This is a genomic window from Halomicrobium sp. HArcht1-1 (genome assembly GCF_058933285.1).
In genome coordinates, this window is sequence record NZ_JBZYDL010000001.1 from 997,464 (window position 1) to 1,011,465 (window position 14,002).

Genomic DNA, 14,002 nt, shown 5'->3' on the forward strand with positions numbered 1-14,002 from the left:
GAAACTACGTCCAGGGACGGGACTGGGACTGGATCTCGCCGGCCAGGGGCTCGCCCATCGTGTCGGCCACGTCGGACGTGTTCGCCAGCGCCCACATCAGCTTCACCTTCGCCGTCCCGGGGAGCATGTCCTCGCCTTCGACGACGCCGGCCGCCAGCAGATCACGGCCGGTGTCGTAGACTCGATCACACACTCGCCCGTCGAGACACTGACTGGTCATGACCACCGTGGTGCCGTCGTCAGTCAGGTCGTCGACGACCTCGATCCAGTCGGTGTCGACGTGACCCAGCCCGGTGCCCTCGACGACGATGCCCGCGGCGTCGTCGAGTGCCGCCAGCCGACTCGCGTCGGTGCCCGGCGTGAACTTCACCAGTTCTACGTCCGTCTCCAGTTCGTCGTGGAGTGCCAGCTCGGTCTGGCCGCGCTGGGCGTGTTCGCGGTGGAACGTGACGCCGTCGGTCGAGTCCGGATCGCTCTCGCTGACCGCCTCGTAGTCGACGGTGCCGAGGGGCTCGGCACCGACGGTCTCGAAGGCGTCCCGACGAGAGGTGTGGTTCTTCCGGACGCGGGTCCCGCGGTGGAGCGCACAGCGGTCGTCGGACTCGCTTTCGTGCATACAGACCATGACCTCCGCGGCGTCGCTCTTTGCCGCGGCGACCGCAGACACCGCGTTCATCACGTTGTCCGAGGAGGGGCGGTCGGCCGACCGCTGGCTGCCGGTAAAGACGATCGGCACCGGCGTATCGAGCATGAAGGCCATCGCGCTCGCGGTGAACTGCATCGTGTCGGTGCCGTGCATGACGACGACGCCGTCGGCACCGGCCTCGATCTCTTCGTAGATCGCCCGTGCGAGGTCCTGCCAGACGGCTGGCGTCATGTTCTCAGAGAGGATGTTGGCGACGACGCGCCCGCGGTAGTTGGCCATCCCCGCGAGGTCGGGCACCGCTCGCAACACGTCTTCGGCGTCGAACTGTGCGGTCACCGCGCCGGTGCGGTAGTCGACGGTGGAGGCGATCGTGCCGCCGGTCGAGATCAGCGACACCGTCGGCAACGACTCGTCGAACTCCACCGTCGAGGTGCCTTCCTCGTCCTGTGCGCTCTCGACGTCGTACACGTCGGTCTCGACGACCTCGACGGTCGCGTCCTCGCGGTCGATACCGACGTTGTACCCGCCGTCGAGCTTGACGACGAGGTGGTCGGGCGTGCTCGACGGCAGGAGGACGCCCTCGTAGGCCTGCGCTCCGCGTTCGACGTGGATCCGGTCGCCTGCGTTCATGGCCGGTCGTTCCCGCCGCCGGGACGTAAACCCTCCCGTTTCACCGCCGAGCGGGACCGCCAGCAGGGAGCGGGTCGCACCGTCGTCGGTAGGGGCCAACGGTCGCCGCGAACCCCGAAGTTATACGTCTCGCAGGCGACCGTCAGCGTATGAGTCAGTCGATCATCGACAAAGCGTTCGCCGACAACATCGTCACGACCGCCCGGACGGCGACCGGCGACAGCCTCCGATCGGTGACCTACTTCACGCGGGCCAACTTCGAACAGCTCTATCTGCGCGAGGACCTCGAACAGGACGCCGACCTCAACGACTTCGTCGGCCACGAGTGGCAGGGGTACAAGCAGACGGAAAACGCCTACCAGGAGTCCGAGCTGGGCGAGTACCTGTTTACGGTTCGGGCCTTCGAGAACGGCTACCTCCTGCGAGTCACCGCGGAGCGCTCGGGCGTGTTGATCACGACCGACGGACTGTCGATGAGCTCCTACGAGGAGATTGCCGAGGCCATCGGTCGGATGCTCGACGAGCAAAACGAGGAGTGATACTACCGGCTATACATCTGTGAACGATTTCGTCACCCCGGGTGGCGAAGCTCTTCACGAAGGTACAACCGGCAGTATGACGCCACTCCGGGGCCACGGCGGCGACCGCCGTCGGCCGTGACAATTCTTATGACTCGTCGGCGAAAGGCTCGGGTATGACACTCGACCCGGTGCACGTCGACGGGATCGCGCGCCTCGCCGGGCAGATCGAGCAGGGGGTCGACGAGCAGGACCACCGGGACTTCGCCGAGACCGTCTGGCAGGAGTTTCTGGACCCGCTCGTGGTCGACGGCCGGGCGGTGCTGGAGCCGGTCGACGAGCAGCGCCGCCGCAAGGTCGACACGCAGGACGCCGCGCTCCAGGCGACGCCGTTTCCCACCCAGCACGGGCTGGACTCGGGGACGATCAACCCCACGACGTTCAAGAACGGCGTCGTACTGGACGTGGCTCAGGCCGCGATGAGCGCCGTCCCCTCCGACCTGGAGTTGCACCGCGGCCGGACGATCGTCATGACCGCCCACTCGAACGACGCCACGGCCAGCCTGACCGAGGACTGGCGGATGGACGACCAGGGGTACGCCCGCCAGCGGGTTCTCCAGACGCCACGGGTCGACCGCTACGAGCAGGACGTGGTCCACGCGCTGGCGCTGTATCTCGCCGAGAGCGAGCACGCGCTCGAACAGGCAGCCGTGGTCGACGACCTGCTCGTCCTCGACGGCCCGATCTATCCGACCGGGCTCCTCCAGTGGGCCGACCACGATCCCGAACTCGCAGAGTTGCTCGTCAAGGAGGACGTGCTCGCCGTCGTCGAGAACTACGTCACCCTCGTCGAGACGTTCCTCGATCGAGACGTGCCCCTGATCGGTTTCGTCAAATCGACCGGCTCGAAGGCGCTGAGCCGGGCCGTCCGCAAGTCACGAGGGCAGGCTCCGTGGGCCAACGACGCCGCCTTCTTCGAGAAGCTGCTCGCCCGCCGCGACGACGACGGCGAACTCCTGACCGACGCACTGACCTGTACGAACTGGTTCCGGTCACGGCTCGGGACCGATCGCCCACTCTCGACCGACGGCGACGCGCTGGGGATCGATCGCGAACGCGACCCGGCCGCCTACGAGGTGACGTTCTTCGTCGTCTACGATCCCCGCGAGGACGTGCTGTACCGCGTCGAAGCACCCTACGGCGTCACCCGCGACGCGGAGACGCGGGACGCGATCACCCGGCAGGTACTCGCCGACGTGGCCGCCGAACGGGGACCGCCGCTGTCGGTCGCCAAGGCCGACGAACTCGCCCGGATCGGGCGCGACGAGAAGGCGGCCCTCCGCGAGAAAATCGAGAGCCAGCTCGACAGCGACCGCCAGCGCGAGTACAACGACGTGCGGTGGGGTGCCGACTTCGAAGAGCTGTAGACCTCCGTCTCGGCCGAGCGGAGACACGATCCGCGACTCCCCGAGCGACGCTCACTCCTCGTCGACGCTCCCGGTCAGGCCGGCGTCGGGCTCTCGTTCGAGTGCCGGCGGGACCGACCGGTCCGCCGCGTAGCCGTCGAACCAGCGGACGATCCGCTCGATCCGATCGACGACGTGGCCGGGCTGGCCGCTCCGGGAGAGTTCGTGGCCCTCGTCGGGATACCGGACGAGGCGCGTGTCGACGCCGTGTTTCCGCAGGATCCGGTGGAAGAGTTCGGCCGAACAGATCGGTGTCCGGTAGTCGTCTTCGCTGTGGAGGACCAGCGTCGGTGTCTCCACCTCGTGTGCGTGGCCCGTCGGCGACTGGGCTTGCAGGAAGGCGGGCTCCTCCCAGGGGGTGGTATCGAAGTCGTCCTCGACCAGCTTGTACGCCCAGTCCGTCGATCCGTAGAAGCTGAGCAGGTCGTAGACCCCGCGCTGTGAGACCGCGGCCTCGAACTGGTCCGTCTGGCTCACCAGCCAGGCGGTCATGTATCCGCCGAAGCTCCCGCCCGTGACGAACAGCTGGTCTTCGTCGACGGAGGGGCGCTCCGCGACCGTCGCGACGCCGGCCAGCAGGTCGCTGGCCGTGACAGCGCCCCAGTCGCGCTCGATCGCCTGCATGTGTGCCTCGCCGTACCCCGCCGAGCCACGCGGGTTCGACCAGAAGACGACGTAGCCGTTGGCCGCGAGGGTCTGGAACTCGTGCCACATCGTCCCGCTGGTCGTCCACATCGCGTGGGGACCGCCGTGGACCTCGACGGCCAGCGGGTACGACGCTTCGGGGTCGAACTCCGGCGGCGTCAACACCCATCCCTGGCACGTCCCGGCGTCGGTCTCGCCCCCGTCGTCGGCGGAGAAGCGGATCTCTTCGGGCTCCTGGACCGCGTGTGTATCGAGGTAGTCGGCGTTGCACTCGGTGAGTCGCGTCGCTGTCTCGCCGTCGGCGTCGGCGACGAACAGGTCGCCGGGATGGTCCCAGCTACTCTGGACGTACGCGACGCGGTCGTCCCCGACGTCGAAGCCGTCGATCGCCGACCACTCGTCGCGACGCACTCGCTCCGGCTCGACTGCGAGCGGTCGCGGCTCCGCTTCGGGGCTGTCCGTCGCAGCGAGGTCGGCGGCGTGGACTCGCCAGAGCGCCGTCGCGCCTTCGTCTGGCGTCCCGAAGTACAGCGCCCCGCCGTCCGGGTCCCACGTCGGTCTCAGATCAGTGGCGAGCGTCCGGTCGAGGGCTGCGGTGAGGTCGTGGACGGTGTCGGTCTCGTCGAGCAGGTGCAACTCTGTCTGTGCCATCGTCCCCTGCTCCGGATCGGTGTAGGAGAACGCGACGCGTCGCCCGCTGGCCGCGAGCGCCGGCTGGAAGGTCGTCGTCTCGTGGCGCAAGACGCTGTCGCCGCTGTCGAGGTCGTACGCTCTGATCTCCGTCGCCAGCGAGTCGTCGGGGTCGGCCACGTCGGCGTCGCGAGCGACGTACAGCGTGTCATCGTCGCCCCAGGTCGGACTCGCGTGGTCGCTGTCGGCCGTCGTCACGCGCTGGATCTCCGTACCGTCTGCCGTGACGAGGTACACTTGACTCTGTCTGCCGTCGCGGTACTGCTCTGCGGTCCGGTACACCGTCCGGTCGACCACGCGCGGGTCGGGCGTCTCCGGCTCGAATTCGGGTTCGACTTCGAGGTCGCGGTCGGCCTCGCGGTCGGCGTCGGTCACCTGCTGGACGAACGCGATGCGCTCGCCGTCCGGTGCCCAGGCGATCTGGCCGACGCCGCCGACGACGCTGGTGACCTGCGCCGCCTCGCCACCGTCGGTCGGCACCACCCAGAGCTGCTGGCGGTCGTCCGCGGCCCCGCGGGTCGAGACGAACGCGAGGCGGTCGCCGCTCGGGCTCCACCGGGGCTCCGAGTCGATCCCCTCCGAGAGCGTGAATCGCTGCGGCTCGCCGCCAGTGGTGTCGGCGACGTGGACCGTGGCCTCGTACTCGGTGTCGTCGCTGGGCGTCCGCTGGACGTAGGCGACGCGGTCGCCCTCGGGCGAGAGACGTGGCGTCGAAACCTGCGCGAGCTCGTGGAAGTCGGCGGCGCTGATCGGCTCCATACCATCGCCTGTGACTGACAGCCAAAGACAGTGATGGATCCCGTCGAGAATCGCCGTGACACAGCCGGAGCGTTTCTCTCACTCCGCGTGCTCTGGGTCGGACTCCTGGGTCACCGTGATCTCGACCTCGTCGGCGTCGATACCGAGCCTGACGAACTGGGTTCGGGCGTGATCTTTCGCCGCTTCGAGGGCCTGCTCGCGGTCCTGAAACCCGCGGGGCATCGGGGACTCGAACGCGATCTGGATCTCTTCGCCACCGATCGTCTGGGTGCTGCCGCCGCTGTCCACTTCGTAGAACTCGTCGCAGATCCAGACGTACGGCGCGTCGTCGTCCGGGCTGCCGGCGAACGCCGGGGCGTCCTCGCCGTCCTCGTAGATCGTGCCCGTCAGCGCCGTTCCACCCGCCGCACCGTGTACCAGAAGCATCGCCGAAACTTGTGTCTCCACTCTCTTCGATATTTCGCTCCCTGCGCCGGCCCGTCGGGGGAAAGGGGTTAGTCGGGGGAGCGACATTGGTCCCGTATGTCTGATCTCGGGGATTTCACGGAGTTCGACGCCGACGACAGCGAGTCGTCGACGGCGACGGAGGGAGCCACGGCCGACGACGCCGACGACGAGGCCTTCGAGGAGATGGACATCGAGCCCAGCGGCCGCGACCGCGGGATCGGCGTCCTCTCGGCCTCGGAGGGGCTGGCGATCTGCGAAGACGAGCGCGAGACCTGCCTGCGGGCGTACGTCACCGTCGGCAACCGCTCGGACGTGCGGATCGGCAAGTACCTGATCGTCCCCTATCCGGACGGCGAGCGGCTGTTCTGTCGGATCTCCGCCCTGGAGTACGCACAGGAGTTCCGCGCCGACGACGCGACGGAGATCCACGCACGGCGGGCCATGCGCTCGGGCGGCATCGACGAACAGGACTTCAAGTTCATGGCGACGCTGGAGCCGGTGGCAGTCCTGTACGGCGACAGCGGGTCGGGGAGCGACGACGAGACGAAACGGCGGATGACCGACCGCGTCCCGAAGCCCGAGACGGTGGTCCGCCAGGCCACAGACAAGAGCGAGATCAAGACCGGGCTGAAGATCCCCGAAGACGGCGTCTTCCTCGGGCATCTCTCGGTCGGCGGCGAGAAGGTCCAGACGGCCGCCGAGCCGCCGACGATCGACTACCGGCTGAAAGACGACTACGAAGCCGGCGATCCGCTGGTCTTCCGGCACACGCTCGTGGCCGGTGGGACGGGGTCGGGCAAGACCCACGGCTCGAAGAACATCCTCCGGCAGTACCTCGCCCAAGACCGCTCGTACCCCATCGAGGGCGACGACCGGACGGTCTCGCCGTGTCTGGTCATGTTCGACCCACAGGACGAGTACGCCCAGATGCACGACGACGGCGACCTCCCGGAGGCGTTCCAGCGGCGCTGCGAGCGCGAGGGGATCGCCTGCGGTGGCCACGAGGACACGACGGCGTTCGTGCCGTCGGTCGAAGGAGCCAGCTACGCGGCCAGCCACCACCGCGCCGAGCAGGTCGAGTTCACCATCCCGTTCTCGATGGTCTACTCGAACCCGTGGCTGATCGCCGGCAGCCAGCTCAACGACAACCAGTACAGCGCCCTGCACTACCTGCTCGATCGCTTCCAGCAGGAGTACGGCGACGGCGGCACCTACGACCAGTTCACGACGTTCCTCGACGACCCCGCGCTCAAGGAGGAACTCGACGAGTCGGGCCGGGTCCACGAAGCGACCTTCGACGCGGTCAAGCGCCGGGCCTACGGCTTCGGCGGCGTCTTCGATCAGGACGCCCGGCCGATCACCGACATGGTCTCGGAGTTCGTTCGGGCCGGCGGAATCAGCGTGGTCCCGACCTACCACATCAACGACTCCCGCTCGAAGACGACGGTCGTGCTGGCGCTGGCCTCGATGCTCGTCGACGAGAAGCTGTCGAACAGCCCGCGCTACGACCGCATCAAGGAGACGCCGCTCATCCTCGGGATGGACGAGGCCCACAACTTCCTGACCGACGCCGACAACGTCCAGGCCCGGAAGGTCATCGGGAAGTTCACCGAGGCCGCAAAACAGGGCCGCAAGGAGCGCCTGGGGCTGTTCCTCATCACGCAGGACCCCCAGGACATCGCCGATCCCGTCTTCAAGCAGATCAACAGCACCGTCGTCCTGAACCTGGGCGACGAGGACGCCATCTCGGCGGTGAACATCCCCGCGAACCTGGAGTCGAAGGTCCCATACATGGAGAAAGGCCAGATGGTCGTCTACTCGCCGGACAACTCCGAGCCGGTCGAGATTCAGGGACTCGCGACCTGCGTGACGAAACACGGGCGCGATTGACATCCTCCCCGCCCTGAAGGGCGGGGGCGTCGGCACACGGGGGAGCTCGCGGCGAAGCAGTCGAAGAGTATAATCCCGTGCCACGACAGTCCCGGACATGGGCAAGCGAATTCTGGTCCCAGTCGACGGGTCCGAGCAGGCAGACACCGCCTTCGAGTTCGCGGTCGAAGAGTTTCCAGACGCGACGATCGTCCTGTTGAACGTCATCAATCCGGCCGAAGCCGGCTACAGCGCACAGGCTTCGATGCCGTCCTTCTCAGAGGAGTGGTACGAACAGCAACAGAGCGCCGCACAGGACCTGTTCGACGATCTGATCGCCGACGCCGCCATCGGCGACCGCGAGGTCGAACGAGCCGTCGAGGTCGGGCGGCCGACCACGGCGATCGTCGACTACGCCGGGGACAACGACATCGACCAGATCGTCATGGGGAGTCACGGCCGCTCGGGCGTCTCACGGATCGTCCTGGGCAGCGTCGCCGAGACGGTCGTCCGACGGGCGGACGTGCCCGTGACCGTCGCGCGGTAGGACGTTCTCGCGGCGTGCGGTGGGCCACCGTTCACGCCGCGTGGCGCACGATGTGTACGTCGTACTCCGGATCTTCCGAGATCGGCGCACCGACGCTACAGACCGGCGTCGACACGCGCCCGGCGTTCTCGCTGCCGATGAACACGATCGAGGCCTCGATCTCGTGCGACACTTCCCGGATCGTCCGGACCACGTCGGTGGTCACGTCCGCCATCGAACTCACGTCCGCGGGCCGCTCGGCGCGGAACGTGGCCGCGGGCGCGATCTCCGCCACCTGCCGCTCGAAGCGGTCGGCGACGGCCGCCGGATCGTACGACTCGCCCTCGTCGATCCAGCCCCGCTCGACCGCGTAGTCGGCGTCGTCGGGGAGCACCGAGAGCGCGAGCACGTCTTGGCCGGTGTACTCAGAGAACTCCACGGCACGTTCGAGGGCGGCCCGTGCGAGATCCGATCCGTCGAAGGGGACGAGCAGCGTCATGTGCGTCGGGTCTCGCGGCGGTCGCTTAACTCTTGGCGAGGTAGTAGCGGGAACGACGGCGGTGCAGTCGTCGACTCCTCTCGCCGTGCCAGCGAGAGCGAGCACGACGCCGCTGGGCGAGAGTGTGCCTCGGGGCGTGTCGTCTTCGTTACGGGGGAACGCTCTTGTCAGGTCGACGTACCCATCACGTATGGGCTACAATCACGGCGATCCCGAACAGGCTGGACAGATCCACCACGTCGAGTTGTGTAGCGCCGATCTCGAACAGTCGATGAAATTTTGGGATTGGCTGCTCGGAGAGTTGGGCTACGATCACCTCGCGTTCCACGCCCGTTCTCGCGAGCAGGTCGACGAACTGACTGACGCTGTGTGCCAAAGAGACGATAGTGCCGTTCTATACGACGAGCAACATCCCTACGCTGGCGGGTATTACGCACTCTACTGTGAGAATCCGGACGGCATGAAAGTGGAGATCGTTGGGCCGGAATGAGTGTCACGTCGTCGTTGCGTGTGTGTGTCATGCAGTGCGCCTTCGTGATGACCGCTACGAGCGTGCAAACGCGTCACGGCTACGCCGAAAGCCGAGAACGTTCAGAAAAGCGTTCACAACGAATTTTCTCGACGGGGACGATTGCGTGAGTTCTGAACTCGGACCGTTCGCCGGCTGGACTGGCCCGATACGCATGGCCAACGCCGTAGTAGGCGATAACGGGACAATCGTCTGACGGCGCTGGGCCGAACGTCCGCGGCCTCTGGCCGCGGTTCGCTCCGAGCGCACCCTCGGGTGCGACTCGGAGGGTGTTTTTAGCGTAGATTTTTGCAAGGGGGGTTCCCACAGCGAGCCGCAGGCTCGCGAGGAAACCCCCCGCAGTAAAAAGGTACTTAGAAAATATTTGCCTGCTGGTAGACGCTGATGCCGTCCATCGTGATCTCGTAGGGTTTGGTCTCCCGGGAGTGGTTGGCGTTGCGGATCTTCTGGATTTCGACGGCGAGGCGGGTCTCGCGGGTTTCCGTGCGGACGTACTGGAGGACGAAGACGGCGTCGGTCAGGTACTCGATGATGCCGTGTCGGGAGGCGTAGGGGTTGTCCTCGCTGGCCTCGGAGGTGAGCATCGTCGTGACACCGGCGTTCTTCAGCGAGCGGGTGAAGTCGAACACTTCAGTCCGGCGCTTGGCCTGGTCGTCGTACATCATCTCCAGCAAGGACACCGAGTCGAGTACGAGCCGGTCGGCGTCGAACTCCTCGATCAGCGCCGGGAGTTCGCCGCGGATGTTGTCGAGGCTGTTTGCCATCTCGACCGGGTCGAGGTCGACGATGGCCAGCTGGCCCGTGTCCTCGTAGTGTTCGAACTCCCAACCCCGTTCCTCGGCGGTGGCGATGATGGCTTCGCGGCTCTGTTCGAGCGTGATGAACACGGCGTTGTCGCCCTGTTCGAGGCCGTGGTGGAGAAACTGGAGGCCGAAGGTGGTCTTCCCGGTCCCGGCAGAGCCGATGGTGACGATGAGGTGGCGTTCGGGGATGCCACCCTGGATCATCTGGTCGAGGCCGTCGATGCCGAGGTCGATCCGCGGGATCTCGGACTCGAAGTCTTCGTCCTCGAACCCCTCGGAGTCGTCGCTCGGGTCGCCGGCCGAGGCGAACGCCGACTCGAAGTCGTCGTCGAACAGCGAGCCGTCGTCCTCGTCATCGAAGGGACTTGCCCCGTCGGTACCGCCGTCGAAGGGACTGGACCCGGCGGCTTCGTCCGGCGAGTCGTCCCCGTCGAAAGGGCTGTCGCTGTCGGCGTCTGCTTCGAAGGCGCTGTCGCTGTCGGCGGGCTCTGACTCGCCGTCGTCGTCGGACTCGTCGACGGCGCTCTCGAACCAGTCGTCGTCGTCTTCACTCATGGCGTGATCGAGCCCCGGTGGCCGTCATACGCGCCCGTTTTTACCCGAACGGATTAACCTTACCGCCGACGTTATCACCTGCGAACATTGGCGTGTGGACGGGTTTATGTACGCGCCGCCGAAAACCCGGGACGATGAAGGTCGGGATCGTCGCCCAGCGATCGAACCGACGGGCGACTGCGCTCGCGACGCGGCTGTTCGAACGACTGCACGACGGAGAGACGACCGTCGTCTTCGACGAGACGACGGCGGCGGCCCTGTCGGCCGACGAGAGCCGCTGGCCGGACGGGCAGACGGCGACGCCGACGGGCCGTGGCGTCGACGAGATGGACGGCTGTGATCTGGTGGTCAGCATCGGCGGCGACGGCACCTTCCTGTTTGCCGCACGGGGGGCCGGATCGACGCCGATCCTGGGCGTCAACCTCGGTGAGGTCGGCTTTCTGAACGCGGTCGCCCCCGACGAGGCGGTCGAGACCGTCGTCGAGGAGGTCCGCCGAATCCGCGAGACCGGGAGCGCGCGGACTCGAACGGTGCCCCGGCTTCGGGCCACCGGTGAGGACTGGACGCTTCCGCCGGCCCTCAACGAGATCGTGATACAGGGACCACAGCGCGGTCACGGCGGCGGTGCGGGGTTCGAGGTTCGCGTGGACGGGGCACTGTACACGAGCGGTCGCGCGGACGGCGTGCTCGTCGCGACGCCGACCGGCTCGACGGCGTACAACCTGAGCGAGGACGGGCCGCTGGTCCATCCCGCCGTCGACGGACTCGTCGTCACCGAGATGGCGGGCGAGGAAGCGATGCCACCGCTGGTCGTCGACGACAGCAGCGAGATCACAGTGCGTATCGAGAGCGGTGCCGAGAGCGTCGTCGTCAGCGACGGCCGAGTGAGAGAGGCCGTCGCGCCACCGTCACAGGTGACTGTCGCTCGCGCGAGCGAGTCGGTCAACATCGCCGGGCCACAGCGCGACTTCTTCGCCGCGCTCGGGAAGTTGGCCTAACGGCGGCCGACGGCGTAGATCACGGGCGCGACGACGAGCAGTCCCAGTCCGACGAACTTGTACATCGCGACCGTCCCGAGCAGGCTGCCGGCGGCCGGTTCGAACATGCCACCGGGCAGGATCAGGAACAGCAGGCCAAACGAGAGCAGGTGAAGCCCGAGCGCTTTGTTCGACCGCTGCAGAAAGATCCCCACCGCACCGAGCACAGTCACCAGCAGCAACACGTCACCGAGGTTGTAGTTCAACAGGAGGCTGTCGACGACTTGCAGTGGCGTGAACATCCTTGTTCGGATTTTCGCCGTGAGGTAATCTTTAAACTTCCGTTCCGCGAGAGCCACCGGACGAGGCGGCCCCACGACGGCCGTCTGGGATTTTTTCAAGCAGAGAAGGCCAGAATCGAGCGAGGGCGGACGACAAACAAATATATGCACGCGGCTACCAACGTTGAACCTAGTGTCAGAGTCAACTGAGGATGCCACCGTCCTCGTCGTCGACGACGAGAAAGAAGTCGCCGACGTGTACGCGCTGCGGTTGCGTGACGAGTTCGACACCGAGACGGCTTACGGCGGCGAGGCGGCACTGGACGCCATTGGGGATGGTGACGGCATCGACGTGGTGTTGCTCGACCGGCGGATGCCGGGAGTCTCTGGTGACGAGGTGCTCCAGACCATCAGAGAACGCGGCGTCGACTGCCGAGTGATCATGATCACGGCGGTCGATCCGGACTTCGAGATCATCGACATGGCCTTCGACGACTACCTCTGTAAGCCGATCGAGAAAGACGATCTCGTCGCCGCGATCGAACAGCAGCTCACGGCGCGACGGTACGACGACCAGCTGACCCAGTACCTCGAAGCGACCTCGAAGCTCGCGCTGCTCGAAGCCGAGAAGACGGCACAGACGCTCGACGGCAACGAAGACGTGGCTCAGCTACGAGAGCGCATCGAAGCGCTGAAAGACGAGATGGACGACACGCTCGGCGAGTTCGACGACATCGAGCGGGCGTTCAAAGAGATCGGCCGTCATCCGGGCTGATCGCTCGCGCGGGGCGTGTACACGAGATAGCCGTCGTCGCCGCTCCCGACCGTCCGGACTCTGAACGGTCGCGCGCCGTCGGCCGCCTCGCAGGTCACGATCGTATCCAGTCCCGTGCCGTCGGCGACCGCCGCGACGATCTCGTCGGTGTCCCCGCCGGCCAGTACTGCCTCGGCCAGCGGTGCGTCGGCGACGGCGTCGGCCGGCACGTCGAACGTCTCGACGTAGGCCCCATTGGCGGCGCGGACGACCGGCCCGTGCCCGTCGTTGACGACGTAGAGGACCGGATCGGGATGGTCGTCGAACAGGTCTGCGGGCGTCGGAGTGGGCCGTCGCGGTTCCCGTTCGACGGTCATCGTCTCGTCGACTGGCTCTCCGTCGCCCGTCGCGGCGTAGTTGGTCACGACGCCGATGCCGCCCCCGAGTGCGGTACCCAGGCCCACCGCGCCAGACATCGCGAGCGGGACGCCCAGGAACGCGACCGCGACGTAGCCGATCGCCGCCCCGGAGAGAGCGCCGACGACGATGCCGACGAGGAGTCCGCCGACGCCACGGAGCCGCCGTGTCCCGGCGGCGACCAGCAGTGTCGCGACGGCGATGTCCTCTGTGACCACACCGGTGGCCGCGAGGCCGACACAGACGAGTGCGACGGCGCTCACCACCAGACGCTGACCGCGTACACCTACCCCCGTCATCGTTTCGTCACTACTCGGCAGACGGTAAAACAGTGTCTCATCGGCGATGCGGTCAGGCGTCGGTCCGGAGCAGCGACTCCTGTACGTAGTCGTCGAAGGCAGCCAGCACTGCCTCCGAGGGATCGTCGTCTCTGGTCGACTGTCGGAACGTCTGGCCGGCGACGAGCGTCGAGACGAACGTCGCGGTCTGTTCGGGATCGACGTCTCTGAAGACGCCGGTGGCGACGCCTTCCGCCACGATATCGGCGATCTGCTGCTCGAAACCGCGGTCGACCTCGGTGAACTTCTCGCGGATCGTCTCGTCCTGGACGGCCTGTGCGCGCAACTCGACGTAGGTCCCCAGTACTGTCGTCGTGGGTGAGTCCTCGGAGACTTTCTGGGCAGTCGTCGGATCGAGAATGAGACGGACGAACGTCCGGAGGTTCGTCTCGGGGTCGTCACCGGCCTCCAGCGAGAACACGCGGGTGAACTCTTCGAGGATGAAGTCGACGAACGAGGTCAGCAGGTCGTGTTTGTCGTCGTAGTGGTGGTAGAACGTCGACTTGCTCAGATCTGCCTCGTCGGCGATCCGCTGGATCGAGAGGCCGGCGTAGCCGTACTGCTTGAGCGCACAGTACGTCGCACGCATGATCGCCTCCCGCGAGTCGTCGGGGTCGCCCGGAAAGGGCGTCTCCGGAGCCATACCGAACGAA

15 protein-coding genes are annotated in these 14,002 nt (G+C 66.7%); 7 read left to right on the top strand and 8 right to left on the bottom strand.

The window, feature by feature from the left end; translation table 11 throughout:
- Positions 1 to 4: 4 nt before the first annotated feature.
- Positions 5 to 1,276 carry a Glu-tRNA(Gln) amidotransferase subunit GatD gene (gatD, locus tag AC5FRZ_RS05405; protein ID WP_170093715.1) on the bottom strand — a complete coding sequence of 424 codons (1,272 nt, stop codon included), beginning with the start codon at positions 1,274 to 1,276 and terminating at the stop codon, positions 5 to 7.
- A 149-nt stretch (positions 1,277 to 1,425) separates the two neighbouring features.
- On the opposite strand from gatD, the gene AC5FRZ_RS05410 reads away from it, so the two are divergent.
- On the top strand, positions 1,426 to 1,815 hold the full coding sequence (locus AC5FRZ_RS05410) for a DUF7522 family protein (RefSeq protein WP_170093716.1): 390 nt from the start codon (positions 1,426 to 1,428) through the stop codon (positions 1,813 to 1,815).
- Positions 1,816 to 1,970: 155 nt separating this feature from the next.
- The gene (locus AC5FRZ_RS05415) at positions 1,971 to 3,221 is read left to right on the top strand and encodes a DNA double-strand break repair nuclease NurA (RefSeq protein WP_493564094.1); all 1,251 of its coding nucleotides are present in this window, start codon (positions 1,971 to 1,973) and stop codon (positions 3,219 to 3,221) included.
- A 51-nt stretch (positions 3,222 to 3,272) separates the two neighbouring features.
- On the opposite strand, the gene AC5FRZ_RS05420 is transcribed toward AC5FRZ_RS05415, so the two are convergent.
- Positions 3,273 to 5,354 (bottom strand): S9 family peptidase, encoded by a 2,082-nt coding sequence (locus AC5FRZ_RS05420; protein ID WP_493564095.1) that lies wholly within the window; start codon positions 5,352 to 5,354, stop codon positions 3,273 to 3,275.
- Positions 5,355 to 5,432: 78 nt separating this feature from the next.
- Entirely contained in the window at positions 5,433 to 5,780 is a 348-nt protein-coding gene (locus AC5FRZ_RS05425) for a DUF7113 family protein (RefSeq protein WP_493564096.1), read from the bottom strand.
- Positions 5,781 to 5,876: 96 nt separating this feature from the next.
- Here AC5FRZ_RS05425 and AC5FRZ_RS05430 point away from each other — a divergent pair, with 96 nt between their 5' ends.
- Together AC5FRZ_RS05430 and AC5FRZ_RS05435 are read left to right on the top strand one after the other, a co-directional pair.
- Positions 5,877 to 7,691, top strand: coding sequence for an ATP-binding protein (locus tag AC5FRZ_RS05430; RefSeq protein WP_493564097.1), 1,815 nt, complete (start codon positions 5,877 to 5,879; stop codon positions 7,689 to 7,691).
- Between the two features lie 97 nt (positions 7,692 to 7,788).
- Positions 7,789 to 8,217 carry a universal stress protein gene (locus AC5FRZ_RS05435; protein WP_170093721.1) on the top strand — a complete coding sequence of 143 codons (429 nt, stop codon included), beginning with the start codon at positions 7,789 to 7,791 and terminating at the stop codon, positions 8,215 to 8,217.
- Between the two features lie 31 nt (positions 8,218 to 8,248).
- Here the strand turns inward: AC5FRZ_RS05435 and AC5FRZ_RS05440 are convergent, their stop codons facing one another.
- On the bottom strand, positions 8,249 to 8,695 hold the full coding sequence (locus AC5FRZ_RS05440) for a universal stress protein (protein ID WP_493564098.1): 447 nt from the start codon (positions 8,693 to 8,695) through the stop codon (positions 8,249 to 8,251).
- A gap of 190 nt (positions 8,696 to 8,885) precedes the next feature.
- Here AC5FRZ_RS05440 and AC5FRZ_RS05445 point away from each other — a divergent pair, with 190 nt between their 5' ends.
- Positions 8,886 to 9,185 (top strand): VOC family protein, encoded by a 300-nt coding sequence (locus AC5FRZ_RS05445; RefSeq protein WP_493564099.1) that lies wholly within the window; start codon positions 8,886 to 8,888, stop codon positions 9,183 to 9,185.
- Positions 9,186 to 9,577: 392 nt separating this feature from the next.
- Here AC5FRZ_RS05445 and AC5FRZ_RS05450 read toward each other — a convergent pair whose 3' ends face one another.
- A complete protein-coding gene (locus AC5FRZ_RS05450) occupies positions 9,578 to 10,582 on the bottom strand; it encodes a KaiC domain-containing protein (RefSeq protein ID WP_170093723.1) in 1,005 nt (334 codons plus the stop codon).
- Positions 10,583 to 10,716: 134 nt separating this feature from the next.
- On the opposite strand from AC5FRZ_RS05450, the gene AC5FRZ_RS05455 reads away from it, so the two are divergent.
- Positions 10,717 to 11,580, top strand: coding sequence for an NAD(+)/NADH kinase (locus AC5FRZ_RS05455; RefSeq protein ID WP_170093724.1), 864 nt, complete (start codon positions 10,717 to 10,719; stop codon positions 11,578 to 11,580).
- Here the strand turns inward: AC5FRZ_RS05455 and AC5FRZ_RS05460 are convergent.
- Positions 11,577 to 11,861 carry a DUF8006 family protein gene (locus AC5FRZ_RS05460; protein WP_372479412.1) on the bottom strand — a complete coding sequence of 95 codons (285 nt, stop codon included), beginning with the start codon at positions 11,859 to 11,861 and terminating at the stop codon, positions 11,577 to 11,579. The two genes, AC5FRZ_RS05455 and AC5FRZ_RS05460, sit on opposite strands and share 4 nt — an antisense overlap.
- 172 nt (positions 11,862 to 12,033) lie before the next feature.
- Between AC5FRZ_RS05460 and AC5FRZ_RS05465 the strand changes: the two genes are divergently transcribed.
- Positions 12,034 to 12,615 carry a response regulator gene (locus tag AC5FRZ_RS05465; RefSeq protein ID WP_170093725.1) on the top strand — a complete coding sequence of 194 codons (582 nt, stop codon included), beginning with the start codon at positions 12,034 to 12,036 and terminating at the stop codon, positions 12,613 to 12,615.
- Here the strand turns inward: AC5FRZ_RS05465 and AC5FRZ_RS05470 are convergent.
- Positions 12,603 to 13,310, bottom strand: coding sequence for a hypothetical protein (locus AC5FRZ_RS05470; RefSeq protein WP_493564100.1), 708 nt, complete (start codon positions 13,308 to 13,310; stop codon positions 12,603 to 12,605). The genes AC5FRZ_RS05465 and AC5FRZ_RS05470 overlap by 13 nt on opposite strands.
- A 52-nt stretch (positions 13,311 to 13,362) precedes the next feature.
- On the bottom strand, positions 13,363 to 13,992 hold the full coding sequence (locus AC5FRZ_RS05475; RefSeq protein WP_170093727.1) for a TetR/AcrR family transcriptional regulator: 630 nt from the start codon (positions 13,990 to 13,992) through the stop codon (positions 13,363 to 13,365).
- Positions 13,993 to 14,002: the final 10 nt, after the last annotated feature.